This is a genomic window from Pseudomonas sp. Con_6 (assembly GCF_059379395.1).
Genome location: NZ_CM182011.1, coordinates 1,662,950 through 1,687,294 on the forward strand (window position 1 = coordinate 1,662,950; position 24,345 = coordinate 1,687,294).

General features: G+C 61.0%; 18 protein-coding genes, 2 tRNA genes and 3 rRNA genes. 19 read left to right on the plus strand and 4 right to left on the minus strand.

Going from position 1 to position 24,345, the window contains the following annotated elements:
• The first annotated feature begins 10 nt into the window (after positions 1–10).
• Entirely contained in the window at positions 11–928 is a 918-nt protein-coding gene (locus AC5QPF_RS07615) for a LysR substrate-binding domain-containing protein (RefSeq protein WP_494962657.1), read from the plus strand.
• Here AC5QPF_RS07615 and AC5QPF_RS07620 read toward each other — a convergent pair.
• Positions 867–2,081 (minus strand): ATP-binding protein, encoded by a 1,215-nt coding sequence (locus AC5QPF_RS07620; RefSeq protein ID WP_494962658.1) that lies wholly within the window; start codon positions 2,079–2,081, stop codon positions 867–869. The two genes, AC5QPF_RS07615 and AC5QPF_RS07620, sit on opposite strands and share 62 nt — an antisense overlap.
• A 201-nt stretch (positions 2,082–2,282) precedes the next feature.
• On the opposite strand from AC5QPF_RS07620, the gene AC5QPF_RS07625 reads away from it, so the two are divergent.
• Positions 2,283–2,606 carry a DUF2025 family protein gene (locus tag AC5QPF_RS07625; protein ID WP_494962659.1) on the plus strand — a complete coding sequence of 108 codons (324 nt, stop codon included), beginning with the start codon at positions 2,283–2,285 and terminating at the stop codon, positions 2,604–2,606.
• On the opposite strand, the gene AC5QPF_RS07630 is transcribed toward AC5QPF_RS07625, so the two are convergent.
• The gene (locus AC5QPF_RS07630) at positions 2,578–5,166 is read right to left on the minus strand and encodes an EAL domain-containing protein (protein ID WP_494962660.1); all 2,589 of its coding nucleotides are present in this window, start codon (positions 5,164–5,166) and stop codon (positions 2,578–2,580) included. The two genes, AC5QPF_RS07625 and AC5QPF_RS07630, sit on opposite strands and share 29 nt — an antisense overlap.
• Positions 5,167–5,237: 71 nt before the next feature.
• Positions 5,238–6,314 (minus strand): diguanylate cyclase, encoded by a 1,077-nt coding sequence (locus AC5QPF_RS07635; RefSeq protein WP_494962661.1) that lies wholly within the window; start codon positions 6,312–6,314, stop codon positions 5,238–5,240.
• Positions 6,315–6,458: 144 nt separating this feature from the next.
• Between AC5QPF_RS07635 and AC5QPF_RS07640 the strand changes: the two genes are divergently transcribed.
• The 6 genes from AC5QPF_RS07640 (at position 6,459) to rrf (ending at position 12,024) form a co-directional block, all read left to right on the plus strand.
• A complete protein-coding gene (locus tag AC5QPF_RS07640; RefSeq protein WP_494962662.1) occupies positions 6,459–6,629 on the plus strand; it encodes a hypothetical protein in 171 nt (56 codons plus the stop codon).
• 230 nt (positions 6,630–6,859) lie between these two features.
• A 16S ribosomal RNA gene (locus AC5QPF_RS07645) occupies positions 6,860–8,396 on the plus strand.
• A gap of 77 nt (positions 8,397–8,473) precedes the next feature.
• A tRNA-Ile gene (locus AC5QPF_RS07650) sits at positions 8,474–8,550 on the plus strand.
• Positions 8,551–8,573: 23 nt separating this feature from the next.
• Positions 8,574–8,649: transfer RNA gene (locus AC5QPF_RS07655), tRNA-Ala, on the plus strand.
• Positions 8,650–8,884: 235 nt separating this feature from the next.
• Positions 8,885–11,775: ribosomal RNA gene (locus tag AC5QPF_RS07660) — 23S ribosomal RNA — on the plus strand.
• Between the two features lie 133 nt (positions 11,776–11,908).
• Positions 11,909–12,024 (plus strand): 5S ribosomal RNA (gene rrf, locus AC5QPF_RS07665).
• The 16S, 23S and 5S rRNA genes sit together here with 2 tRNA genes alongside, the layout of an rRNA operon.
• 102 nt (positions 12,025–12,126) lie before the next feature.
• On the opposite strand, the gene AC5QPF_RS07670 is transcribed toward rrf, so the two are convergent.
• Positions 12,127–12,420 carry a hypothetical protein gene (locus AC5QPF_RS07670; protein ID WP_494962663.1) on the minus strand — a complete coding sequence of 98 codons (294 nt, stop codon included), beginning with the start codon at positions 12,418–12,420 and terminating at the stop codon, positions 12,127–12,129.
• A gap of 187 nt (positions 12,421–12,607) precedes the next feature.
• On the opposite strand from AC5QPF_RS07670, the gene AC5QPF_RS07675 reads away from it, so the two are divergent.
• From AC5QPF_RS07675 to AC5QPF_RS07725, 11 genes are all read left to right on the plus strand, one after another.
• A complete protein-coding gene (locus AC5QPF_RS07675; RefSeq protein WP_494962664.1) occupies positions 12,608–13,111 on the plus strand; it encodes a sigma-70 family RNA polymerase sigma factor in 504 nt (167 codons plus the stop codon).
• Entirely contained in the window at positions 13,111–14,064 is a 954-nt protein-coding gene (locus tag AC5QPF_RS07680; RefSeq protein WP_494962665.1) for a FecR domain-containing protein, read from the plus strand. The genes AC5QPF_RS07675 and AC5QPF_RS07680 overlap by 1 nt, the downstream gene beginning before the upstream one ends.
• 94 nt (positions 14,065–14,158) lie before the next feature.
• Positions 14,159–16,618, plus strand: coding sequence for a TonB-dependent siderophore receptor (locus AC5QPF_RS07685; RefSeq protein WP_494962666.1), 2,460 nt, complete (start codon positions 14,159–14,161; stop codon positions 16,616–16,618).
• 419 nt (positions 16,619–17,037) lie between these two features.
• Positions 17,038–18,159, plus strand: coding sequence for a phosphoribosyltransferase domain-containing protein (locus tag AC5QPF_RS07690; protein WP_494962667.1), 1,122 nt, complete (start codon positions 17,038–17,040; stop codon positions 18,157–18,159).
• On the plus strand, positions 18,149–18,907 hold the full coding sequence (locus tag AC5QPF_RS07695; RefSeq protein ID WP_494962668.1) for an HAD family hydrolase: 759 nt from the start codon (positions 18,149–18,151) through the stop codon (positions 18,905–18,907). Before AC5QPF_RS07690 ends, AC5QPF_RS07695 begins: the two co-directional genes overlap by 11 nt.
• Positions 18,900–19,997 carry a cysteine protease StiP domain-containing protein gene (locus tag AC5QPF_RS07700; RefSeq protein WP_494962669.1) on the plus strand — a complete coding sequence of 366 codons (1,098 nt, stop codon included), beginning with the start codon at positions 18,900–18,902 and terminating at the stop codon, positions 19,995–19,997. The genes AC5QPF_RS07695 and AC5QPF_RS07700 overlap by 8 nt, the downstream gene beginning before the upstream one ends.
• Positions 19,994–20,974 (plus strand): HpcH/HpaI aldolase/citrate lyase family protein, encoded by a 981-nt coding sequence (locus tag AC5QPF_RS07705; protein WP_494962670.1) that lies wholly within the window; start codon positions 19,994–19,996, stop codon positions 20,972–20,974. Before AC5QPF_RS07700 ends, AC5QPF_RS07705 begins: the two co-directional genes overlap by 4 nt.
• A gap of 29 nt (positions 20,975–21,003) precedes the next feature.
• A complete protein-coding gene (locus AC5QPF_RS07710; protein ID WP_494962671.1) occupies positions 21,004–21,594 on the plus strand; it encodes a TerD family protein in 591 nt (196 codons plus the stop codon).
• Positions 21,591–22,790 (plus strand): TerD family protein, encoded by a 1,200-nt coding sequence (locus tag AC5QPF_RS07715; RefSeq protein ID WP_494962672.1) that lies wholly within the window; start codon positions 21,591–21,593, stop codon positions 22,788–22,790. Before AC5QPF_RS07710 ends, AC5QPF_RS07715 begins: the two co-directional genes overlap by 4 nt.
• Before the next feature lie 50 nt (positions 22,791–22,840).
• Positions 22,841–23,290 carry a TerB family tellurite resistance protein gene (locus AC5QPF_RS07720; RefSeq protein WP_494962673.1) on the plus strand — a complete coding sequence of 150 codons (450 nt, stop codon included), beginning with the start codon at positions 22,841–22,843 and terminating at the stop codon, positions 23,288–23,290.
• 45 nt (positions 23,291–23,335) lie between these two features.
• Positions 23,336–24,334 (plus strand): TerC/Alx family metal homeostasis membrane protein, encoded by a 999-nt coding sequence (locus AC5QPF_RS07725; RefSeq protein ID WP_494964136.1) that lies wholly within the window; start codon positions 23,336–23,338, stop codon positions 24,332–24,334.
• The last annotated feature ends 11 nt before the right edge of the window (positions 24,335–24,345 follow it).

Genomic DNA, 24,345 nt, shown 5'->3' on the forward strand with positions numbered 1-24,345 from the left:
CCATCGCCCCATGCTCAAGCCCGAACTGCTGCGTACCTTCATCCGGGTCAACGAACTGGCCAGCTTCACCCTCGCCGCCGAGCAGTTGGGGCTGCCGCGTTCGACCGTGTCGGAGCAGGTCCGCGCCCTGGAACATCAGCTCGGTGCACGCCTGTTCAATCGCTCGACGCGGCGGGTGCAGGCGACCCAGGACGGCCTGCAGCTCTATGAGCGTAGTAAGGAGTTGCTTTCGCGCCTGGAGGAAATCGAGGGCCTGTTCCGCGCCGATCCCGCCGACGTCGCCGGCTGCCTGCGGGTCGACCTGCCCACCCGCATGGCCCGGCGCATCATCCTGCCGCGCCTGCCGGAATTCCTCGCCCGCTATCCGGGGCTGAGCCTGGAAGTCAGCTGTACCGATCGCCAGGTCGACCTGCTGCGTGAAGGTTTCGATTGCGTACTGCGCATCGGCACCCTCAGCGACCTGGCGGTGGCAGCGCGGCCTCTGGGGCAACTGGCGATGGTCAACTGCGCCAGTCCCGCCTACCTCGAACGTCATGGCACGCCCGCTACCCTGGCGGACCTGGCCGATCATCACCTGGTGCACTACGTGCAGACCCTCGGCACGCGCAGCACGGGTTTCGAGTACCTGGCCGATGGCGAGACCCGTTTCGTGGAGATGGGCGGGGCGATAACCGCGAACAATACCGATGCCTATGAAAGCGCCGCGCTGGCCGGGCTGGGCATCATCCAGGTGCCCTATATAGGCGTGCGCGACTACCTGGCGTCCGGGCGCCTGCGGGCTTTTCTCCCCGGGTACCTGCCGCAGGCCATGCCGATTTCCCTGCTCTACGCCGGCCAGCGCTACCTGCCGCCGCGAGTGCGGCTGTTCATGGACTGGTTGACGCAACTGCTGGCGGCGCAGCTCGATCCAGCGGCAGATAAAGGCTGAAGAGGGTCCCGGCGTCGGCAGTCGAGCGCACTTCCATGCGTCCGCCATGGGCCAGGGCGATCTGCTTGGCGATGTACAGGCCAAGGCCCAGGCCGACTTGCGGGGCCTCCGAGGGCGAGTGGGAAAACGGTTCGAACATCTGCGCCATGATCGGCGCGGCGATGGGCTCGCCGGTGTTGTGCACGCTGAGGACGAACTGCTCGTCGCTGATCCGCGCACGAATGCGGATCGTCCCGTCCTCGTCGCCATGCTGCAAGGCATTGGCGATCAGGTTGGACAGGACCTGGCAGATCCGCTCACGGTCGCAGTTCATGCCGGACAGGTCACCGATATCCAGCTCGATCGACCGCTGCGGGTGAACCCGTTGCAGCTCGGCGGCCACATGCCGCAAGGCCTGGTCGAGGTCCGGGCAGGGCTGGATGTTCAGGGGGATGCCGTCACCGAGGCGACCGCGGGCGAAGTCCAGCACATCGCGTACCAATTGGGTGGCGCGGTGGCCTGAGGTGAGGATGTGTTCGGCGATGGTCCGCGAGCGTTGGTCGGTAAGGCGCTTGGCCAGCAGTTCGGCGCCTGCGGTGATGGCGAACAGTGGATTGCGCAGGTCATGGCCGAGAACGGCGATGAATTTTTCCCGCAAGACCGCGATTTCCCGTTCCTTTTCCAGGGCGATCTCGGTGCGCTGGGCGCTTTCCTCGCTTTCGATCTGGATCGACAGCAGGCGCGCGAAGGCTTCCATCATCGGCTGGATCGCGCTGCCCTTGAGGGCGCGGGGCTGGGGGTCGAGGGCGCAGATGGTGCCGAAGAAGCTGCCGTCGCTGCGAAACACCGGTACCGCGATATAGCTTTCGAATCCGTAGCGGCGCGGGGTCGGGTGGTCGCGGTAGTCGTCGTCCTCGCTGGCCTTGTCGATGACGATGGTGCGCTGCGCGGCGCGGATCTCGTTGCACAGGGTGGTGGAGGCTTCCAGCTCGCCGCCGACGGTCACGCCGAAACCGAAGGTGTCCAGTACCGCCAGGGCCGTCCAGCGCGCTTCGGTTACCCGGGCCACGGCAGCGAAACGCAGGCCGGTGGTCTCGCTGATCACCTGGAGAATGGCCGGGATCACGTTGATCCGGCCAATGGTAGCGCTGTCTGAAAGGGCGGCATTGATCATCTGTGGTTCGAACACCAAAACGCGAACGTGGATTCCTAGTGTAGCGAGCATCCGGGGCTTGGCAGAAAATTCGGCACAAGCGGTAGGCAATTTCCAGTACTCTTGGCGCAGTCGAGCCGTCCCGTCAGAGGACTGCCCATTTTCTTGCGTGCCAATCCCTTTCGACCTGCATCCAGACGGGTGTTTTCAGCGAGGTTTGACATGCACATCACTTCCCAGGACATCTGCGCCGCCGCCGAGCAGCTCAAGGGCTTCGTCGGTTTCCACCGCAAACTCGGCAAACACATCGTGCGCTTCAGCGAAGACTCGTTCGGCATGGACGTGCCCGACGACAGCATCACCCCCAGCAGCGAATTCGTCTGGCAGGCCGGCGAGGGCGAGGTCATGACCCTCAGCCGCGAACTGATCGATGTGCTGCTGGAGCAGAACGTCGACGACCGCCTGAATATCGGCGAGCCGCTGCGGGTCTACCAGCGGCGCCGCGACCTGCCGGAGATCATGGCGCAGCGCCGGCGCCTGGCTTAGCCGACCCGGTGGTACGCAGCAATGCCTCGAAGGCGTCCTGCTCCAGGGGCCGGCTCAGGTAGAAGCCCTGGACTTCGTGGCATTGCTCCATGCCGAGGGCGCGCAGTTGCTGCTCGGTCTCCACGCCTTCGGCGGTTACCGTCAGGCCCATGGCCTTGCCCAGGTTGATGATCGCCTGGACCACCGCCCGGTCGTTGCTGTCGCTGCTCAGGCCGGCGACGAAGCGCTTGTCGATCTTGATGCTGTCGAACGGGTAGGTGCGCAGGTAGCCCAGGGAGGAGTAGCCGGTGCCGAAATCGTCCATGTTCAGCCGTACGCCAAGCTCTTTCAGCGCGTTCATGGTGCCCAGCGCGCCTTCTATATCGTTGAGCATGACGTTCTCGGTGATTTCCAGCTCCAGGCGCTGCGCGGGGAAGCCGGTTTCCACGAGGATGCGGCGAACGTCGGCAACCACGTCGCTGCGGGAGAACTGCGCCGGTGACAGGTTGACCGAGACCAGCAGGGGCGCGGGCCAGTCGCGGGCGATCTCGCAGGCGCTGCGCAAGACCCACAGGCCAAGGGGCACGATCAGTTCGGTCTGCTCGGCCAGGGGAATGAAGGTGTCCGGGCCCAGCAGGCCTTCCACCGGGTGCTGCCAGCGCACCAGGGTTTCCACCGACACGATTTCCAGGGTTTTCAGACGGTAGCGCGGCTGGAAGTGCAGGACGAATTCGTGGTTCTTCACCGCCCGGCGCAGGTCGTTCTCCAGTTGCCGGCGGTACTGGATCTGCTGGTTCATTTCCACCGAGAAGTAGCGCCAGGTGTTCTTGCCCTCGGCCTTGGCCTGGTACAGGGCGATGTCGGCGCAGCGGATCAGCTCGCCCGCGTCGAAACCCTGCAGGCGGGTCTGCGAGATGCCGAGGCTGGCGCCGATGTGCAGTTGCTGGTCCTCGTACAGGATTGGTTGTTGCAGGTGATCGATGAGGCGGGCGCAGAAGCGGTCGACCTCGCTGCGGTTGTCCATGTTGGCAATCACCAGGATGAACTCGTCACCCCCCAGGCGCGCCACCAGGTCGCCATCCCGGGTGCTGTCGCGCAGGCGCGCGGCCACTTCCAGCAGCACCGCATCGCCGGCGGCATGGCCGAGGGAGTCGTTGATCGGCTTGAAGCTGTCGAGGTCGAGCAGGATCAGGGTCAACGGCGCGGCGTCCGGGCCCTTGAGCAGCGCCTGTTCGAGAAAGCGCGCGAGCTTGTTGCGGTTGGCCAGGCCGGTCAGGGCGTCGTGCATCGACAGGTGCTGGATGCGTGCGTGGGCGGCGACTTCGTCGGTGATGTCGCTGGCGGTACCGCGAAAGCCGGTGCGCTTGCCCTGGTGGTGGATCGGCCGCGCCGAGACCCGGCAGAAGCGCAGCAGGTCGTGCCGGTCGCGATAGGCGCAGCGCAGGTGCGAGGCCTGCTGGTCGGCGGGATCGTCGAGGTTGTCGAGCCAGGCGCCGAAGGGCGTGGTATCGCAGGTGAGCAGCAGGTTAAGCGGCTGGCCGAGCCATTCCCCTGTCGGATAGCCGGTGACGTCGACGAAGCGTTGGGACAGATAGGTCAGGCGCTGCTGTCGGTCGGTTTCCCAGATCCAGTCGGACGCGGCCTCGGCGACGGCACGGAAACGCTGCTCGCTGGCCTCCAGGGCCTGGTTGCTGGCGTGCAGCTCGGCCAGGTTGTCATCGATCTGCCGCGAGGTGCGCAGGGCGTAGCGGAAGAACCAGGCCATCAGCAGGCCCAGTACCAGCATGGCGCCGAGCAGGGGCGGCAGCATCGCCCAGAGCAGGCGATCGCCGGGACGTGGCGGGGTCCATTGCAGGGCATAGCCAATCGCGTCGAGGGGCAATGTCGGGGCACTGGCGGACGCATCCGCCTTGATGATGTGGACGCCGCTGAGGCCGGCGTCGTCGCCCAGGCTGTCGAGCTTGGCCTGGGTCAGCTGGTCGATGAACAGCATCACCGAGGTGGATTGCGGGTCGATGCCGAGAACCTCGTCGTCCGGCCGGATCGCCGCCGCGCTGAGCACCGCCGGCCAGCCATTGAACAGGACGTAGCGGCTCAGTTGCCCGCGTTCGGCAGCCAGGGCGCGGGCCTGGGCGATGATCGGCGCCAGCGGGGCATCGAGGTAGGCACTGACCGGGGCGTCGCTGAGCTGCCCCTTGAACAAACCGTACTTGGTGCGCTTATCGTCGACGACGAAGACCCCTTCATAGCCGCTGGCGGTGTACAGCGACTCGCCAACGTTCTTCTCTATATAGGCCCAGCGCTTGTCCACTTCCCCATCCAGGCGTTGGTAGGCGGCATTCCATACCGCGTAGCTTGAGAGAAACTGGCGCGAGGCCGCGAGGCGCTGCTGCAGGGCCTTGTCGGCGTAGAAGGCGCTTTTGTCGCTTTCGGTGCGATCGAGCTGGTGGGCGATCCTGAACAGGGCGCCCAGGGCGATCACGCAGGCGAGGCTGAACAGTATCGCGATGCCGATGATCAGTTTGCGTGCGTGCAGCCTGGGGCGTGAGGCGGGGGAATGGGCGCTGGCGTTCCTGTCCATGACGTGCCGATCCTGTGGAATGCGCCGCGCGGAAAGGGGGCCTGGCGGAAACAGGGCCGCGCGGGTGAGCTTCAATCAGGATAGGCGACTCTCGCGATTGCGCTGTCGGCATCGGCAACGCCGACCTGGTCGCGGCCATTGTTCTTGGCGGTATACAGGGCACGGTCGGCTTCGTTGAGCCAGGCGACGGGGTCGTCGAAGTCGGTGCGGCAGGTGGCCAGGCCTATGCTCAGGCTGATTCGCAGCTCCGTCAGGGACTCGTCGCGGTAGGCGGCGACCCGCTGGCGCAGGCGTTCCATGATGCGTGTGGCCTGCGGCAGGCTGGTTTCGGGAAGGATCACGCAGAATTCGTCGCCACCATAGCGGCCGGCCAGGTCGTCTTCGCGCAGGTTGGCCTTGATCTCCTTGCTCAGGTGACGCAGGACGGCGTCGCCGACCACATGGCCGTAGCTGTCGTTGATGCGCTTGAAGTGGTCGATGTCGATGATTGCGATCACCGCGCTGCGGCGTTGCTGCTGGCAGGTCTGGAACTTGAGTTGCAGCAGGTCTTTCCACGAACCATGGTTGAGCAGGCCGGTGAGGCTGTCGGTGCGGCTCAGGGCGCTGAGGCTGCGCTTGTGCTCGGCGAGCTGGATCGCCAGGCGGTAGCACACCCAGCCGAGGGCCAGGGGGTAGAGGGTCAGCATCGGCAGGCAGGCATAGACCTGCTGGGTGGTACTGACCAGTTGCATGCCTGGGCCGAAGATGGCCAGGCCGACCAGGATGCCGCTGACCTGGGCGAGGAATCCGCGCAGGAATAGGCGCTGGCCACCGGCGGCAACATTGTTCATGGTCATCATCGACAGGATAGTGATGCTCGGCAGCGGGTTGAACTGCATGGCCGCGGCCCAGAAGCCGCCGGTCATGGAGTCGATCAGCAGGCTGCGCTGTTCGGTCTGGTAGGGCGTCTGCGAGCACAGGCCCAGCACGTAGGCGACGTGGGGCCAGGCCAGGCCGTTGAAGAACATGGCGATCCACACCCAGGTCGGCGGGTCGAGAGGTGCCATGCCGGCGTACACACCGAGCAGGCCGATACCCATGCCGATGGTGCGCGGCGCATGGATCCTCCTGACAAATGAAAGTCCCTTGCCTCGTTTGTTGTCCGTCATGGTGTTCGTTTTTTCCGGGGGGCGCCGTTTATCGCATAAAACCGTAAACATTGTTGAACAATCACGCACCGCTCAAGAATGGCCTTGCGAGCCATTTGAAGGGCTGGGCCGTGCGCTCCTCTATATAGATAGGGATTTGTGTGCATGAAGGGTACCGAAACCAGTGTGCTGCAAGTTTCTGAAAATTTTCGAAATATTCCCTTGACGGGTGGTTTTGAATCGGTAGAATGCGCCCCCACAGACAGCGAGTCATCGCCGAAGTGGCTGAAGCAAGTGTTTGAAGTTGAACGAGAAATTCTGAAAACTTCAAAATAAACGCTTGACAGGCTTAGAGGAAAGCGTAGAATGCGCGCCTCGGTTGAAGCGAAACGCTTCACCAACCGCTCTTTAACAATCGAATCAAGCAATTCGTGTGGGTGCTTGTGATAATGGACTGGTAGTCAAAAAGATTATCAGCATCACAAGTGACTATGCGAGAAATCGAAATAGTTCATTTTGAGATTGCTGAGCCAAGTTTAGGGTTTTCTCAAAACCCAAGCAGTATTGAACTGAAGAGTTTGATCATGGCTCAGATTGAACGCTGGCGGCAGGCCTAACACATGCAAGTCGAGCGGATGAGAAGAGCTTGCTCTTCGATTCAGCGGCGGACGGGTGAGTAATGCCTAGGAATCTGCCTGGTAGTGGGGGACAACGTTTCGAAAGGAACGCTAATACCGCATACGTCCTACGGGAGAAAGCAGGGGACCTTCGGGCCTTGCGCTATCAGATGAGCCTAGGTCGGATTAGCTAGTTGGTGAGGTAATGGCTCACCAAGGCGACGATCCGTAACTGGTCTGAGAGGATGATCAGTCACACTGGAACTGAGACACGGTCCAGACTCCTACGGGAGGCAGCAGTGGGGAATATTGGACAATGGGCGAAAGCCTGATCCAGCCATGCCGCGTGTGTGAAGAAGGTCTTCGGATTGTAAAGCACTTTAAGTTGGGAGGAAGGGCAGTAAGTTAATACCTTGCTGTTTTGACGTTACCAACAGAATAAGCACCGGCTAACTCTGTGCCAGCAGCCGCGGTAATACAGAGGGTGCAAGCGTTAATCGGAATTACTGGGCGTAAAGCGCGCGTAGGTGGTTCGTTAAGTTGGATGTGAAAGCCCCGGGCTCAACCTGGGAACTGCATCCAAAACTGGCGAGCTAGAGTAGGGCAGAGGGTGGTGGAATTTCCTGTGTAGCGGTGAAATGCGTAGATATAGGAAGGAACACCAGTGGCGAAGGCGACCACCTGGGCTCATACTGACACTGAGGTGCGAAAGCGTGGGGAGCAAACAGGATTAGATACCCTGGTAGTCCACGCCGTAAACGATGTCAACTAGCCGTTGGAATCCTTGAGATTTTAGTGGCGCAGCTAACGCATTAAGTTGACCGCCTGGGGAGTACGGCCGCAAGGTTAAAACTCAAATGAATTGACGGGGGCCCGCACAAGCGGTGGAGCATGTGGTTTAATTCGAAGCAACGCGAAGAACCTTACCAGGCCTTGACATGCAGAGAACTTTCCAGAGATGGATTGGTGCCTTCGGGAACTCTGACACAGGTGCTGCATGGCTGTCGTCAGCTCGTGTCGTGAGATGTTGGGTTAAGTCCCGTAACGAGCGCAACCCTTGTCCTTAGTTACCAGCACGTAATGGTGGGCACTCTAAGGAGACTGCCGGTGACAAACCGGAGGAAGGTGGGGATGACGTCAAGTCATCATGGCCCTTACGGCCTGGGCTACACACGTGCTACAATGGTCGGTACAGAGGGTTGCCAAGCCGCGAGGTGGAGCTAATCTCACAAAACCGATCGTAGTCCGGATCGCAGTCTGCAACTCGACTGCGTGAAGTCGGAATCGCTAGTAATCGCGAATCAGAATGTCGCGGTGAATACGTTCCCGGGCCTTGTACACACCGCCCGTCACACCATGGGAGTGGGTTGCACCAGAAGTAGCTAGTCTAACCTTCGGGAGGACGGTTACCACGGTGTGATTCATGACTGGGGTGAAGTCGTAACAAGGTAGCCGTAGGGGAACCTGCGGCTGGATCACCTCCTTAATCGACGACATCAGCCGTATCATGAGCTCCCACACGAATTGCTTGATTCATTGAAGAAGACGGAAAAGCAGCTTATTGGGTCTGTAGCTCAGTTGGTTAGAGCGCACCCCTGATAAGGGTGAGGTCGGCAGTTCGAATCTGCCCAGACCCACCAATTAAGTTACACCGCCTCAGTCTGGGGCCATAGCTCAGCTGGGAGAGCGCCTGCCTTGCACGCAGGAGGTCAGCGGTTCGATCCCGCTTGGCTCCACCATAATCTGCATCCTGTTGAAAGCTTAGAAATGAGCATTCGGTTCGAATGTTGATTTCTAGTCTTTATAGACTGGTCCGTTCTTTAAAAATTTGGGTATGTGATAGAAATAGACTGAACGACACTTTCACTGGTGTTGATTCAGGCTAAGGTAAAATTTGTGAGTGACTCTTAAGAGTTTTGCAAATTTTCGGCGAATGTCGTCTTCACAGTATAACCAGATTGCTTGGGGTTATATGGTCAAGTGAAGAAGCGCATACGGTGGATGCCTTGGCAGTCAGAGGCGATGAAAGACGTGGTAGCCTGCGATAAGCTCCGGGGAGTCGGCAAACAGACTTTGATCCGGAGATCTCTGAATGGGGGAACCCACTCAGCACAAGCTGAGTATCTTGCACTGAATACATAGGTGCAAGAGGCGAACCAGGGGAACTGAAACATCTAAGTACCCTGAGGAAAAGAAATCAACCGAGATTCCCTTAGTAGTGGCGAGCGAACGGGGACTAGCCCTTAAGTTGATTTGAGATTAGTGGAAGGCTCTGGAAAGTGCCGCCATAGTGGGTGATAGCCCCGTACACGAAAATCTCTTGTCAATGAAATCGAGTAGGACGGAGCACGAGAAACTTTGTCTGAATATGGGGGGACCATCCTCCAAGGCTAAATACTACTGACTGACCGATAGTGAACCAGTACCGTGAGGGAAAGGCGAAAAGAACCCCGGAGAGGGGAGTGAAATAGAACCTGAAACCGTATGCGTACAAGCAGTGGGAGCCTACTTTGTTAGGTGACTGCGTACCTTTTGTATAATGGGTCAGCGACTTATATTCAGTGGCGAGCTTAACCGAATAGGGGAGGCGTAGCGAAAGCGAGTCTTAATAGGGCGCTTAGTCGCTGGGTATAGACCCGAAACCGGGCGATCTATCCATGGGCAGGTTGAAGGTTAGGTAACACTGACTGGAGGACCGAACCGACTACCGTTGAAAAGTTAGCGGATGACCTGTGGATCGGAGTGAAAGGCTAATCAAGCTCGGAGATAGCTGGTTCTCCTCGAAAGCTATTTAGGTAGCGCCTCATGTATCACTGTAGGGGGTAGAGCACTGTTTCGGCTAGGGGGTCATCCCGACTTACCAAACCGATGCAAACTCCGAATACCTACAAGTGCCGAGCATGGGAGACACACGGCGGGTGCTAACGTCCGTCGTGAAAAGGGAAACAACCCAGACCGTCAGCTAAGGTCCCAAAGTCATGGTTAAGTGGGAAACGATGTGGGAAGGCTTAGACAGCTAGGAGGTTGGCTTAGAAGCAGCCACCCTTTAAAGAAAGCGTAATAGCTCACTAGTCGAGTCGGCCTGCGCGGAAGATGTAACGGGGCTCAAACCATGCACCGAAGCTACGGGTATCACTTAGGTGATGCGGTAGAGGAGCGTTCTGTAAGCCTGTGAAGGTGAGTTGAGAAGCTTGCTGGAGGTATCAGAAGTGCGAATGCTGACATGAGTAACGACAATGGGAGTGAAAAACTCCCACGCCGAAAGACCAAGGTTTCCTGCGCAACGTTAATCGACGCAGGGTTAGTCGGTCCCTAAGGCGAGGCTGAAAAGCGTAGTCGATGGAAAACAGGTTAATATTCCTGTACTTCCGGTTATTGCGATGGAGGGACGGAGAAGGCTAGGCCAGCTTGGCGTTGGTTGTCCAAGTTTAAGGTGGTAGGCTGGAATCTTAGGTAAATCCGGGATTTCAAGGCCGAGAGCTGATGACGAGTTGCCTTTAGGCGACGAAGTGGTTGATGCCATGCTTCCAAGAAAAGCTTCTAAGCTTCAGATAACCGGGAACCGTACCCCAAACCGACACAGGTGGTTGGGTAGAGAATACCAAGGCGCTTGAGAGAACTCGGGTGAAGGAACTAGGCAAAATGGCACCGTAACTTCGGGAGAAGGTGCGCCGGCGAGGGTGAAGGACTTGCTCCGTAAGCCCATGCCGGTCGAAGATACCAGGCCGCTGCGACTGTTTATTAAAAACACAGCACTCTGCAAACACGAAAGTGGACGTATAGGGTGTGACGCCTGCCCGGTGCCGGAAGGTTAATTGATGGGGTTAGCTAACGCGAAGCTCTTGATCGAAGCCCCGGTAAACGGCGGCCGTAACTATAACGGTCCTAAGGTAGCGAAATTCCTTGTCGGGTAAGTTCCGACCTGCACGAATGGCGTAACGATGGCGGCGCTGTCTCCACCCGAGACTCAGTGAAATTGAAATCGCTGTGAAGATGCAGTGTATCCGCGGCTAGACGGAAAGACCCCGTGAACCTTTACTATAGCTTTGCACTGGACTTTGAATTTGCTTGTGTAGGATAGGTGGGAGGCTTTGAAGCGTGGACGCCAGTTCGCGTGGAGCCATCCTTGAAATACCACCCTGGCAACTTTGAGGTTCTAACTCAGGTCCGTTATCCGGATCGAGGACAGTGTATGGTGGGTAGTTTGACTGGGGCGGTCTCCTCCTAAAGAGTAACGGAGGAGTACGAAGGTGCGCTCAGACCGGTCGGAAATCGGTCGTAGAGTATAAAGGCAAAAGCGCGCTTGACTGCGAGACAGACACGTCGAGCAGGTACGAAAGTAGGTCTTAGTGATCCGGTGGTTCTGTATGGAAGGGCCATCGCTCAACGGATAAAAGGTACTCCGGGGATAACAGGCTGATACCGCCCAAGAGTTCATATCGACGGCGGTGTTTGGCACCTCGATGTCGGCTCATCACATCCTGGGGCTGAAGCCGGTCCCAAGGGTATGGCTGTTCGCCATTTAAAGTGGTACGCGAGCTGGGTTTAGAACGTCGTGAGACAGTTCGGTCCCTATCTGCCGTGGACGTTTGAGATTTGAGAGGGGCTGCTCCTAGTACGAGAGGACCGGAGTGGACGAACCTCTGGTGTTCCGGTTGTCACGCCAGTGGCATTGCCGGGTAGCTATGTTCGGAAGAGATAACCGCTGAAAGCATCTAAGCGGGAAACTTGCCTCAAGATGAGATCTCACTGGAGCCTTGAGCTCCCTGAAGGGCCGTCGAAGACTACGACGTTGATAGGTTGGGTGTGTAAGCGCTGTGAGGCGTTGAGCTAACCAATACTAATTGCCCGTGAGGCTTGACCATATAACACCCAAGCAATTTGAGCGGAAGCCAGATTGCGGTGTTGTGAAGATGAAGTAGCCGAAAGTTTGCAGCTCACAAACATCACATACCCGATTTGTCGTAGCGTCGAAAGACGAGACGGCACACAGAATTTCTTGACGACCATAGAGCGTTGGAACCACCTGATCCCATCCCGAACTCAGCAGTGAAACGACGCATCGCCGATGGTAGTGTGGAGCTTCTCCATGTGAGAGTAGGTCATCGTCAAGATTAAATTCCGAAACCCCTATCTGCGTATGCAGATAGGGGTTTTGTCTTTCCCGGGCCGAAAAGATCGATAGAAAATCGCGGGGCCAGGCCCCGCGAACAGGCTTACACGAAGGCCTGGGGTGCAACGCCCCGTGGCAGGCGGCAGCGATCAGGACGGCCCGCCAGGCGTACGCGCCAGCTGGCCTTGAAGCAGAACGGAGCGGCCTTCACCTGGCTCGCCTGGCGCTGCTTGCGCAGTTCTGCCAGCGACGGCGCCTTCTTTACCGGCGCGGTTTCGACCTTGGCCAGCGAACGTTGGCAAGACTTGCAATCCACTTCGGCCTCTACTGCGGAAGTGCTCAGGTTGTTGCCGACGCGACCACAGGCGACGCTGTCGCCGTTCGATGAGTAATGCATTACCAAAACTGTAAATCTCCACTGGTGAACAAAAAGCCGCGTATTTTCTCACAGCTCGGCGACCAGGTGCCGCGTCCCGTCGGTCAGTACTTATCTTGTAGCAATTGCCATCAGTCCTGACGCCCAGATAGAATTGATAGCAATTCTTAATTACATCCAGCCAACAAAGGCCGGTGTCCAGGTCCCTATGTCGTCGACCGATCGCGCACCTCATCTGCATATCGAATCCCTCTACTGTGAACACCATGGCTGGCTGCACGGCTGGCTCAACCGCAAGCTGGGCAACGCCAGCGATGCCGCGGACCTGGCCCACGACACCTTCATCCGCCTGTTGAGCAAGCCGACCCGCAGCTTTGGCAGCGAGCCCCGTGCATTGCTGACCCATATCGCCAAAGGCCTGGTGGTCGACCGCTGGCGGCGCCAGGATGTCGAGCGGGCCTATCTGGAAAGCATCGCCCACCTGCCGGAGCCGGAAGTCCCTTCGCCGGAAACCCGCTGGTTGATCCTCGAAGCCCTGTACCGTATCGACGCCATGCTTCGCGAAATGCCGGCCCGGGTACGCCAGACCTTCCTGCTCTCGCAGATCGATGGCCTGACCTATGCGCAGATCGCCGAGCAACTGGAGGTCTCGCTAATCACCGTCAAGCGCGGCATGCGCGAGGCCTTCCTGGCCTGCCTGAGCGTAGCCTGATGAATGCTCAGATCGATCCGCTGATCCTCGGCGAAGCCGCCGACTGGCTGGTGCAACTGCAGTCCGGTGCAGCCACCGAGGCCGATCATCGTGCCATCCAGCTCTGGCGCAACCGCAGCCCGCAGCATGCGCAAGCCTGGCAGCGTGCGGAGGCCCTGCTGGGCGACCTGCGCGCCGTCCCCGGCAACCTGGCCAGCGACACCTTCCAGCGGCTCGACCGCAGCAAGCGTCTCGGCCGTCGTCAGGCGTTGCATCGTCTTGGCCTGTTCCTGCTGGCCGGGCCGGCAGTGTGGATGGCGTATCGCGAACTGCCCTGGCAGCAGTGGAGCGCCGACCAGCGCACCGCCATTGGCGAGCAGAAGAACCTGACCCTGCCCGATGGCACCCGACTGCTGATCAACACCGGCAGCGCCCTGAACATCGTGTTAAATGCCCAGGAGCGGCGGATAAGACTGCTCGAAGGCGAAGTGCTGATCACTACCGCCAAGGACCCGGCACGCTCGTTCATCGTCGAAACCCGCCACGGCACCGCCCGTGCCCTGGGCACCCGTTTCAGCGTCCGGGTCGGCGAGCAGCGCAGCCAGGTGGCGGTAACCGAAGGTGCGGTGGAAATGCTGCCGCTCCATGGCCGTCAGGGTCTGATTCTCAAGGCCGGGGAGCAGAGCGCGTTCGGCAGCGACCTCACCGCAGCGGTACAACCACTGGACAGCGCGGCCCTGACCTGGGAGCACGGCATGATGGTCGCGCGCAACATGCGCCTGGCCGACCTGCTTTCCGAACTCGGTCGCTACCGCCCTGGCGTGTTGCGTTGCCACGACGCGATCGCCGGCCTGACGGTATCCGGCGCGTTTCCCTTGAACGACACCGACGCCAGCCTGCGCCTTCTGCAGGACACCCTGCCGATCCGCATCAGCAGCCTGACCCGCTACTGGGTCGCCATCGAACCGCGCTGATTTGCAAAAAAACGCGATTCCCCTGATACCTTTTTCCAACTCCTTCGGTGAGGAAGTGAATCCTCACTTTTCTTCGCGCCGACAGGAGCCACGAATGACGTCCAGGCCGTTGCAGTCCGTTTCCCGAATCAGCCCTCCACGCCTTGCCATGCAGACGCTGAGCCTGGCCGTCGCCCTGGCACTGTCGCTGCCGATGCACGCTGCCCTGGCCACCGAGACGGTGCAGAACAGCGCCGCCCGCAGTTACGACATCGCCCCCGGCCCGCTGGGAGACGTGCTCGCCCAGTTCGCGGCGCTGTCCGGCGTGCCGCTGTCGTTCGATGCCAGGCTGCTCAATGATCGCCGCAGCCCGGGACTGCGCGGCAGCAACACGGCGCAAAATGGTTTCGCCGTGTTGCTCCAGGGCAGTGGCTACACCCTGCAGAGCGCAGGTGGCAACGGCTATACCCTGGCGCCGGCGGCCAACGGCGATGCCCTGGAGCTGGGTGCCACCAACATCGACGCCAGCAGCATCGGCGCGGCCGGCGACACCTATGGCGGCGGCCAGGTGGCTCGCACCGCGCGCCTTGGCGTGCTGGGCAACCGCTCGATCACCGACGTGCCTTTCAGCGTCGTCAGCTACACCTCCAAGGCCATTGCCGACCAGCAGGCCCGGACCGTCGGCGATGTGCTGCTGAACGACGCCGCGGTGCGCCAGTCGGCAGGGTTCGGCAACTTCTCCCAGGTGTTCACCATCCGTGGCTTGCCGCTACAGAGCGATGATCTGGCCTTCAACGGCCTGTATGGCATCCTGCCGCGGCAGATCGTAAACACCGAGGCGGTGGAGCGGGTCGAACTGTTCAAGGGGCCCAACGCGTTCCTCAACGGCGTCGCGCCGCAGGGCAGCGGCATTGGTGGCAGCGTCAACCTGGTGCCCAAGCGCGCCGAGGACACTCCGACCCGTAGCGTCACCCTGGATTACGCCAGCGACACCCAGATCGGTGGTCACCTCGACCTCGGCCAGCGCTTCGGCGAGGACAACCGTTTCGGCGCGCGCATCAACCTGGCTCAGCGCGGCGGTGATACCGCCATAGACGACGAGTACAAGCGCACCTCGCTAATCGCCGTCGGCCTGGACTACCGTGGCGAGCGCCTGCGCCTGTCTACCGATCTCGGCTACCAGAAGCAGCGCATCGACAACGGTCGCTCGGTCATCTACCCCAATGGCACCAAGATCCCCAAGCCGCCATCGGCCAAGGACAACTATGCCCAGGACTGGACCTGGTCGGAGCTGGAAGACACCTATGGCATGGTCAGCGGCGAGTACGACCTGAATGACAACTGGACCCTGTATGCCGGCGTCGGAGCCAGGCATACCCGTGAGAACGGCATATATTCCTCACTCTATGTAGGAAGTGACGGCAGCGGTCGTACCGGTTTTCTCTACCCGCCCCATGACGAGGACAACAAGAGCGCCGTGGCCGGTCTGAACGGTCATTTCAACACAGGCGCGGTAACCCACCAGATGAACTTCGGTCTGTCCGGCATGTGGGGCGAGCAGCGTTCGGCGTTCGAGGCGATCCTGTCCGCCAATCGTCCCGTGGGCAACCTGTACGATCCGATCCAGGTAGCGCGTCCGACCAATACCTATTTCGGCAGCGATATCCACGACCCGCGCATCGTCGGCAAGAACCGCATCAAGAGCGTTGCACTGTCCGACACCCTGGGTTTCATTGACGACCGCGTCCTGCTTACCCTCGGCCTGCGTCGCCAGACCATCGAAGTGGATGCCTGGAACACCACCAGTGGCGCGCGTACCGGCAATTACGACGAGTCCATCACCACCCCGGTCTATGGCCTGGTGATCAAACCGTGGAAGCATGTGTCGGTCTACGTCAACCGCATCGAAGGTCTGGCCCAGGGCCCGACAGCACCGCTGACCGGAGTGACTAACCCCGGTGAGGTCTTCGCGCCCAAGCGCAGCAAGCAGACCGAGGCCGGGATCAAGCTGGACTGGGACAGCTTCGGCGCGACCCTCGGGGTCTACCGTATCGAGCAGCCGAACAACTCCACCAGCTACATCCCGGGCGTGGCCCTTGGCACCTTCAATGTCGATGGCGAGCAGATCAACAAGGGCGTCGAATTGAACGTCTTCGGCGAACCACTCGATGGCCTGCGCGTGCTGGCCGGTGCGACCTGGATGGACACCGAGCAGAGGAACACCGCCAACGGTGCTACCGACGGCAATCGAGCCGCCGGCGTGCCACGCTTCCAGTTCAACCTGGGCGGCGAGTGGGATGTGCCAGGCATCGAAGGTGCGGCGCTCAGCGCGCGTATGCTGAGAACCGGGGGTGAGTACGTGAACGCCACCAACACCTTGAACATCCCCGCCTGGACCCGGATCGACCTTGGCGCCCGCTATGGCTTCAAGGCTGACAACAAGTACGTCACCCTGCGCGCTAACGTCGAGAACGTAGCAAACAAGGCGTACTGGGCCTCGGCGTCAACGGCGAACAACTACCTGACCCAAGGGGAACCGCGGGCGCTCAAGGTGTCTGCTACCGTTGATTTCTGATCCAAACTCTCTGACCTTGCGTTGCCTTGCTGAAGCAGGCGAGCCTGCTTCAGCAAGGAAAGCGCAGCCCCCGGGCAGATCTCAGAACCCCGCGCTCAACGAAGCCGGCTCCCTCGCGTAGCTCTCCGAGCCGGTCCATCCCACTGCTTGCATTCAGCGACCTTCGAAGCCGCTCGCGGATCCGTTGCGCAGATGACGGATTACTATCTCGTCCTGAGTCCTTGATGAATTCGGTACCAGGCATCGTGTTGAGTGGACTTTCCCGGTTGCCGAGGAGGCTGTTCCCGAGCAAGTCCTCTTTTCGCTTCCGTATTGCGGAATCGTCCTACGACCGTCCCCAGGGCATACGGCTTACTCTTCCCGGCCCGGATGACGGTGCCGCCGTCGAGTCATTTTTTCGCTCCCTGCCAGGAAGCCGCATGAACACCAAAGCAGTCGCTCCCAGCCAGCGTGTTCGCCTCAAGCGAGGCGTACTGGAGGTCTTCGTCGATAAGGCCGTGCAGTCCCCGGAAGCTTTGTTCGGCTTTGCCGAGCGATGCAATCCGAAGCGCGCTTTCCTGTTCGTTTCCCGGGTGCTGGGCCGGCATGTTCCGGTGCGACCGTCGGTCATGGCTGCCAACTTCGACCGGTTGGCCAGCCTGATTCCATCCGACCTGCCCGGGCCGGTACTGGTCTTCGGCATGGCGGAAACGGCGGTCGGTCTCGGTGCGGGAGTCCATCGCGCCTACAGCGCGGATCGTCAGGATTGCCTCTATCTGGTCAGTACCCGTCATCCTCTGGGCAGCGAACTGCTCACCCGATTCGAAGAAGAGCACAGCCACGCCAGTGCCCATCTGGTCCATCTGCCCTTGGACCCCGAGCTTCGTGACGCGATGTTGTCCGCACGGTCGCTGGTACTGGTGGATGATGAAATCTCTACGGGCAATACCCTGCTCAATCTGCATCGGGCTTTGGTCGGAGCTGGCCTGTCGCGTATCGAACGAATGGTCGCCTGCGTGTTGACGGACTGGTCCGGTGGTGCGCTGGAGGCTGCGATCGGCGCCAGTACCGTATCGTTGGTGAAGGGGACGTGCCGTTTTCACGACGATCCATCGACTGCCCTGCCTGAGATGCCGCCAGTCGGTGCTGTGTCCGCTGGTCGGTGGCGGGTCGACCCGGCCAACGACTGGGGGCGTCTGGGGATCCGCGAGGTCGCGGACAGCCTGGCACCGGACCTGCAAGTGCGTCCAGGAGAAAGGGTAATCGTGGTTGGCACCGGTGAGTTCGTCTGGCGCCCCTTCCTGCTTGCCGAACGCCTCGAACGGGCGGGTGCCGACGTACACTTCGGTGCCACGACACGTTCGCCTATCGCCTTGGGCCATGCCATTGAGCATGCCCTGTCGTTTCCCGACAACCACGGCCTTGGCATTGCCAATTTCCTCTACAACGTGCAACCCGGCCAGTTCGACCGGGTCATCCTTTGCAGCGAGACACCTGAAGAGGCCGTGTCCGCAGAACTGGTAGAACGGCTCGGTGCCGAGGTCGTCATCGATGGTCGTTGAGCGCCCGCTGGTATTCGTCGATCTTGACGACACCCTGTTCCAGACTGCACGCAAGATGTCCGGACACGGCCCCCGCTTTGCCGTCACCCTGGATGGTAGGGGAGAGCCCAATGGCTTCATGAGCCCGGTCCAGAAACAGCTGATCGAATGGCTGCTGGCATCGGCCGACGTAGTGCCGGTCACCGCCCGCAGCATTGAAGCCTACCAGCGTGTCCGACTGCCCTTCAGCCATGGCGCGATCTGTGCCCATGGTGGAGTCATGTTGGATGCTGATGGCAGACTCGATGAGCACTGGCACGAGCAGATGAGCCAGGCCCTGGAGGATTTTCAGGAGCGTCTGCCGGCCCTGAGTGAAGCCATTCTGGATTTCGGTAAGCGATTGGGTCATCCATTGCGTGGCTGGGTTGTGGAAGAGGAAGGCTTGCGCCACTACGTGGTGACCAAGCACAGCGGGAGTGATGACGCTGTGCTTGCCAGAGTGTTGGCAGAGATCCGTCGGCGAGGCCTGCTGCACGGCATGCATGTCCACACTAACGGAAACAACCTGGCGTTCCTGCCTCGGCGCCTGGACAAGTCCTGCGCAGTCGGAGAATGGCTGCGTCGCGATCGTCAGCAGCATGGCGAACGTCCGGTCCTCGGGTTCGGCGACAGCCTTTCCGACCTGGGCTTCATGAGCTTGTGCGACCTGTGGGCGACCCCCGCGCGCAGCCAACTGGCGAAAGCAATGGCGGGCGTGCTCGATGACTGAAACCATCGCCACGCTGGATACCGTCGGCAGCGGCAGCTATCTCCCTGATGACGTGCATTTTCTCCTGCGCCGGGTGCGCATGGATGTCATTGATGTCGAAGAAAAGGAGCGTCTGATCCAGACGAACCGCAGGCACTATTCCGAAATGCTCGGCCGGGAGCACGCCCCGGCAGAAATCCACAAGCAACTCTATGCACGTGCACTTTCCCGCAACGGCAAGCGCATGGCCACCGAGGTTCAGGCCCTGGCCCATGCCTTGGACGAGGCCTGCGCCGGTCCTGCCATCGTTCTGGTTTCCTTGGTTCGTGCGGGCCTGCCTCTCGGTGTACTGCTGCGTCGTGCCCTGCGCGACCTGGGGCGCGAGGTCCATCACTATGGCATCAGCATCGTCCGGGATCGTGGGATCGACCGGGTGGCGCTCGAGGCCATCATCGAGGCTCATGGCGCAGCAAACATCATTTTCGTTGATGGCTGGACCGGCAAGGGTGCGATAGCCACCGAGCTGAAGCACACCCTGGCTGGTGATTCACGCTTCCCTGGAGAGCCCCGTCTGGTGGTGCTCGCGGACCCCTGCGGGCGAGCCTGGCTCTCGGCATCCGCCGACGATTGGCTGATCCCTTCTGGAATCCTCGGCGCGACGGTGTCTGGCCTGGTATCGCGTTCCATCTGGCCTGCTCGGGGAGGTCTGCATGGATGTGTCACGTACGACCACCTGCGCTCTCATGACGAGACTGGCGTGTTCATCGAGCGGATCGAAGCCGAGCGACATGGGTTGGAGAGGGTTGCGTCGGCAGTCCCCTGGACCTGCTCGCAGCGAAGTGCACTTCAGGCTGCCGTCGAGCCTGTATTGCGCCTGTTCGCCGAGCGTAATTCGATCAGAGACCCGAACAGGCTCAAGCCTGGCATCGCCGAAGCGACCCGCGCGGTGTTGCGTCGCTTGCCCGATCAGGTTCTGGTACGCGACCGTACTGACAGCGACGTACAACTGTTGCTGCACCTGAGCAAGCAGGCTGGCGTGGAGGTGGAGGAGGCAGGCGCTGCGCTGGGGCCCTATCGGGCGTTGACCTTGATCCGGAGCGCGGGCCTATGACCGGCCCATCACCTTTCGCCCTCGGCGCCACCCTGTACATGCCGGCCACCCGCGATGACATTCTTGACCTGGCCTGCGGTTCCCGGATTCCCGAGCTGCGCTCCCTGGTAGTGTGCCTGGAGGATGCCGTGGCGGCGACCGATGTCGACAACGCCCTGGTCAATCTCCATGGCTTGCTGGTGCGCCTCGACGCCCGTGGCGGGCGTCCGCGGCGGGCGCCACTGCTGTTCGTTCGTCCGCGAAATGCGCAGATGGCTGCGATGCTCAACGACTGGCCATTGATGAAGCACGTGGATGGTTTCGTCGTGCCCAAGCTGACCCTCGGAACCCTGCCGGCCTGGGCAGCGGCGGTCAGCAATCCTGCACTTGGCCTGATGCCCACGCTGGAGACGGCAGATGTCTTTGATCCAGGGGCGATGGTCGAGCTTGGCCTCGCCCTGAACGCCAGCCTGGCACAACGCGTCATCGCCTTGCGCATCGGCGGCAATGACCTCATGGGGTGCCTCGGCTTGCGCCGGGACCCGGCCCGCACCCTCTACAGCACGCCGATGGCATACGTGATCCCGATGCTCGCCGGAATCATGGGGGCACAGGGTTTCGCCCTCACTGCGCCGGTCTTCGAGCGCCTGGACACCCCTTGTCTGCTCAGGGAGGAGCTGGCGCTAGATCTGGCCCATGGTCTGGTAGGCAAGACCGCGATCCATCCCAGTCAGATCGGCCCGATCCAGGAGGCCTTGCGCGTGTCCCGCGAAGACCTCGACACCGCTCGGCGTATCGCCAGCAATGCGGCACCGGCGGTGTTCCTGCACAACGATGCCATGTGCGAGCCCGCCACCCACCGCAAATGGTCCCTGAACATCCTTGAGCGTGCGCGCTGGCATGGCGTCAGGCCCGGCGAGCCCCGGACTCACGAAAACCTGCCTGACTCAACAACGCTGGAAGCTCGGGACATAAGCCCGCTTCCGGTTTCGATATGAAAACCGATCACCAAGATGGAGCGTGAACAATGGCATTCACCCTGAGCAAGAGTCAGAGCATATCGCTGGAGAAGACAGCGGGTAGCGGTCTCGCTGTCGTCAGCCTGGGGCTGGGTTGGGATCCGGCAAAACCCGCTGGCTTCGTTTCGAAGATGCTTGGCGGCGGCAAACAGATCGACCTCGATGCTTCCTGCATTGTGCTGGACGGCAATCTGCAGAAGATGGATCTGGTGTGGTTCCGCCAATTGAGCTCTCGTGATGGAGCGATCCGCCATTCCGGGGACAATCTGACTGGCGAGGGTGATGGGGACGACGAAGTCATCCACGTCGACCTCCGGCGCCTGCCGGCCAGCGCTCAGCACCTGGTTTTTACCGTCAACAGCTTTCGCAGGCAGACCTTCGACCAGGTCGCGAACGCGTATTGCCGCATTCTCGACACAAACGGAAACCGGGAACTCGCACGCTTCGACCTGGCGGAAAAGGGCGGTCATACCGGTGTGGTGATGGCTTGCCTTAGCCGTGCCGGCAGTGACTGGACTTTCAAGGCCATCGGTCATGCCACTAACGGCCGGACCGCGGATGACCTGACCAGTCTGGCGATCCAGGCGGTGCGCGGATGACCACGCTGGCTCCAGGTGGCAACGCGGCGGTCGCCAGCGGAATACAGCAGGTCGACATTTGCTATATCCCGTTGCCGGGACTCGAGCTCGATGTCTCCGCTTTCGTCCTGACTAGCGCTGGCAAGGTTCGCGGTGATGGCGACATGTGCTTCTACGGACAGACCAGCGTACTTGGCGGTGCGGTTCAACTGATTGCCAGCACGCCCGGGCAGGCGACCTTCCGAATCGATCTCGAGCACATCGACCTTGTCGTGGACAGGATCGCGCTGACCGCGACCCTTCACGACAACAGGGCAAGTTTCGAACGTGTCGCAACCTTGGGCCTGACGGTCAGCGAAGGCATCGAGGCGCAGATCCCGACCCTGGGTATGAACGAGACCGCCTTGATTCTCGGCGAGTTCTACCGGCGCCAGGGCGCCTGGAAATTCCGCTGCGTCGGCCAGGGCTTCGCCGGTGGCCTTGAGCCGCTGGCCCGGCACTTTGGCGTCGATGTGGCCGCACCCGCACCCGCGCCGATACAGGAGTCACCTCCTGCTTCCGTGGCACCCTCGAAGTCGAGCGTCAGCCTGAACAAGATCACTCTCGACAAGACCCGTTCCAGCATCAGCCTCGAAAAGAATGCCGCGGGCTTCGGGGAAATCTGCGTCAACCTGAACTGGAACCAGCGCCGCGACAACGCAGGCGACACCGGTGGTGGTGGCTTCTTCGGCGGGCTGCTGGGGGGCAAGCGCAGCAATGCCATCGACCTTGACCTGGGCTGTCTGTACGAGCTGCAGGACGGCACGAAGGGCGCGATCCAGGCGCTGGGCGAGTGCTTTGGCGACTTGTCCGACGAACCCTACATCCAGCTGATGGGCGACGACCGCACGGGTTCCGTGATGGGGGGCGAGTGGCTGCACATCAACGGGCAGCAATGGAGCCGGATCAAACGGATCCTGATCTTCGCCTACATCTACGACGGCGCACCGAACTGGAAGGCGACCGATGGTGTGGTGACCATCCACGTCCCCGGCCAGCCCGATATCGAAGTGCGCATGAACGAGGAGGGGGGGCGCCACGGCATGTGCGCGATCGCTCTGCTGGAGAACGTTGGTGGGGCGGCCAGGGTGTCGCGTCAGGTCGACTTCCACAAGGGCCACCAGGATCTGGATCACGCCTATGGCTGGGGCATGCGCTGGCGCGCGGGCTCCAAGTAGGCAACTGACCGAGCGGGGCCGCAAGGTTCCGCCGTACCGAGGAAACAGCAATGCTCGAATGGCTCAGGACCAATGCGGTCAAGGCCCGCGAAACCCTGGCGACAGAGGTCGCCAGATACAGGAACCGGACGTTCATGGAGGCGCTCGCCAACGGTTGCGCCCTGATGTCCGCCGCCGATGGCGAGATCACGTTCGAGGAGAAAATGAAGATGGCCGGCTTCATCAACACCTCCACTGAACTCAAGGTATTCGACCTGGACGAGGTGACCCGGGTGTTCAACGACGCCTGCGCCAAGTTCGAGTTCGACTTTCAGATCGGGCGGGCCGAAGCCCTCAAGGCCATTGGCAAGGTCAAGGGCAAGGATGGCGAAGCGCGCCTGCTGGTGCGGGTGGTCTGCGCGGTCGGTGCGGCCGATGGCGACTTCGATGGTAAGGAAAGGTCGGTCGGTCGACTGATCTGCCTGGAGCTGGGGCTGAACCCGGCTGATTTTGAACTGTAAGGAACTCGAACCGTGGAAACGACACTGGGCTTCCCTCCGCTGACCATGGCGGTCTTCGTCGGACTTGCGCTCGCCGCCTTGCTGCTGGACATGGTCACCCACCGCGATGACAAGCCGATCACCCTGACCCGCGCTTCCGTCTGGTCGCTCTTCTGGATTGCCATCTCCCTGGCGTTCGCCGGCTTCCTCTATGTCCAGCATGGCCCGGACGTAGCCAGCCTCTTCGTCACCGGCTACGCCCTGGAGAAGGTGCTGTCGGTCGACAACCTCTTCGTGTTCATGGCCATCTTCGCCTGGTTCAAGGTGCCGGACGGTCTGCGCCATCGCATTCTGTACTGGGGCATCATCGGTGCCATCGTCTTCCGTGGCGTGTTTGTCGCGATCGGTACTGGTCTGCTGGCGTTCGGCCCCTGGGTCGAGATCGTCTTCGCGCTCATCGTGGCCTGGACCGCAGTGATGATGCTCAGAAGCGGCGGTGGTGATGACGTGGAAGAGGACTATTCCAGGCACGTCGCCTATCGCTTCGCGGAAAAACTCTTCCCCGTGTGGCCGAAGTTGCACGGTCAGAGCTTCTTCGTACGGCGCAAGGTGCTTGAAGCAGAACTGCAGAAGCCCGAGAACGCAGGCATGAGACTGGCGACCAAGGGCGGTCTGTTCGCCACGCCGCTGTTCCTCTGCCTGGTGGTGGTGGAATTCTCCGACGTGCTGTTTGCCTTCGATTCGGTCCCGGCGATTATCGCGGTCAGCCGCGAACCACTGATCGTCTACTCGGCGATGCTCTTCGCCATCCTCGGCCTGCGGACCCTGTACTTCGTCCTCGAAGCGCTGAAGCGCTACCTGGTCCACCTCGAAAAGGCAGTGGTCGCCTTGCTGTTCTTCATTGCCGCCAAGCTTGGCCTGAATGCCACTGACCACCTCTTCCACCATGGCGTCGGTATCGATCCGAACACCAGCCTGCTCGTCGTGCTGGTGGTACTGGCCATCGGCATCCTTGCCAGTGTGATCTTCCCGGAAAAGGAAGAAGCGCCAGCCGAACGTCCGTAATCGTACAACCC

Bases quoted from the DNA above. Each gene is read 5' to 3' on its own strand.
- AC5QPF_RS07675 (WP_494962664.1), top strand. From the start codon at position 12,608: ATGTCGTCGACCGATCGCGCACCTCATCTGCATATCGAATCCCTCTAC.
- AC5QPF_RS07630 (WP_494962660.1), bottom strand. From the start codon at position 5,166: ATGGACAGGAACGCCAGCGCCCATTCCCCCGCCTCACGCCCCAGGCTG.
- AC5QPF_RS07680 (WP_494962665.1), top strand. From the start codon at position 13,111: ATGAATGCTCAGATCGATCCGCTGATCCTCGGCGAAGCCGCCGACTGG.
- AC5QPF_RS07685 (WP_494962666.1), top strand. From the start codon at position 14,159: ATGACGTCCAGGCCGTTGCAGTCCGTTTCCCGAATCAGCCCTCCACGC.
- AC5QPF_RS07620 (WP_494962658.1), bottom strand. From the start codon at position 2,081: ATGATCAATGCCGCCCTTTCAGACAGCGCTACCATTGGCCGGATCAAC.
- AC5QPF_RS07715 (WP_494962672.1), top strand. From the start codon at position 21,591: ATGACCACGCTGGCTCCAGGTGGCAACGCGGCGGTCGCCAGCGGAATA.
- AC5QPF_RS07705 (WP_494962670.1), top strand. From the start codon at position 19,994: ATGACCGGCCCATCACCTTTCGCCCTCGGCGCCACCCTGTACATGCCG.
- AC5QPF_RS07670 (WP_494962663.1), bottom strand. From the start codon at position 12,420: ATGCATTACTCATCGAACGGCGACAGCGTCGCCTGTGGTCGCGTCGGC.
- AC5QPF_RS07625 (WP_494962659.1), top strand. From the start codon at position 2,283: ATGCACATCACTTCCCAGGACATCTGCGCCGCCGCCGAGCAGCTCAAG.
- AC5QPF_RS07700 (WP_494962669.1), top strand. From the start codon at position 18,900: ATGACTGAAACCATCGCCACGCTGGATACCGTCGGCAGCGGCAGCTAT.
- AC5QPF_RS07635 (WP_494962661.1), bottom strand. From the start codon at position 6,314: ATGACGGACAACAAACGAGGCAAGGGACTTTCATTTGTCAGGAGGATC.
- AC5QPF_RS07695 (WP_494962668.1), top strand. From the start codon at position 18,149: ATGGTCGTTGAGCGCCCGCTGGTATTCGTCGATCTTGACGACACCCTG.
- AC5QPF_RS07720 (WP_494962673.1), top strand. From the start codon at position 22,841: ATGCTCGAATGGCTCAGGACCAATGCGGTCAAGGCCCGCGAAACCCTG.
- AC5QPF_RS07710 (WP_494962671.1), top strand. From the start codon at position 21,004: ATGGCATTCACCCTGAGCAAGAGTCAGAGCATATCGCTGGAGAAGACA.
- AC5QPF_RS07615 (WP_494962657.1), top strand. From the start codon at position 11: ATGCTCAAGCCCGAACTGCTGCGTACCTTCATCCGGGTCAACGAACTG.
- AC5QPF_RS07725 (WP_494964136.1), top strand. From the start codon at position 23,336: ATGGCGGTCTTCGTCGGACTTGCGCTCGCCGCCTTGCTGCTGGACATG.
- AC5QPF_RS07690 (WP_494962667.1), top strand. From the start codon at position 17,038: ATGAACACCAAAGCAGTCGCTCCCAGCCAGCGTGTTCGCCTCAAGCGA.
- AC5QPF_RS07640 (WP_494962662.1), top strand. From the start codon at position 6,459: ATGAAGGGTACCGAAACCAGTGTGCTGCAAGTTTCTGAAAATTTTCGA.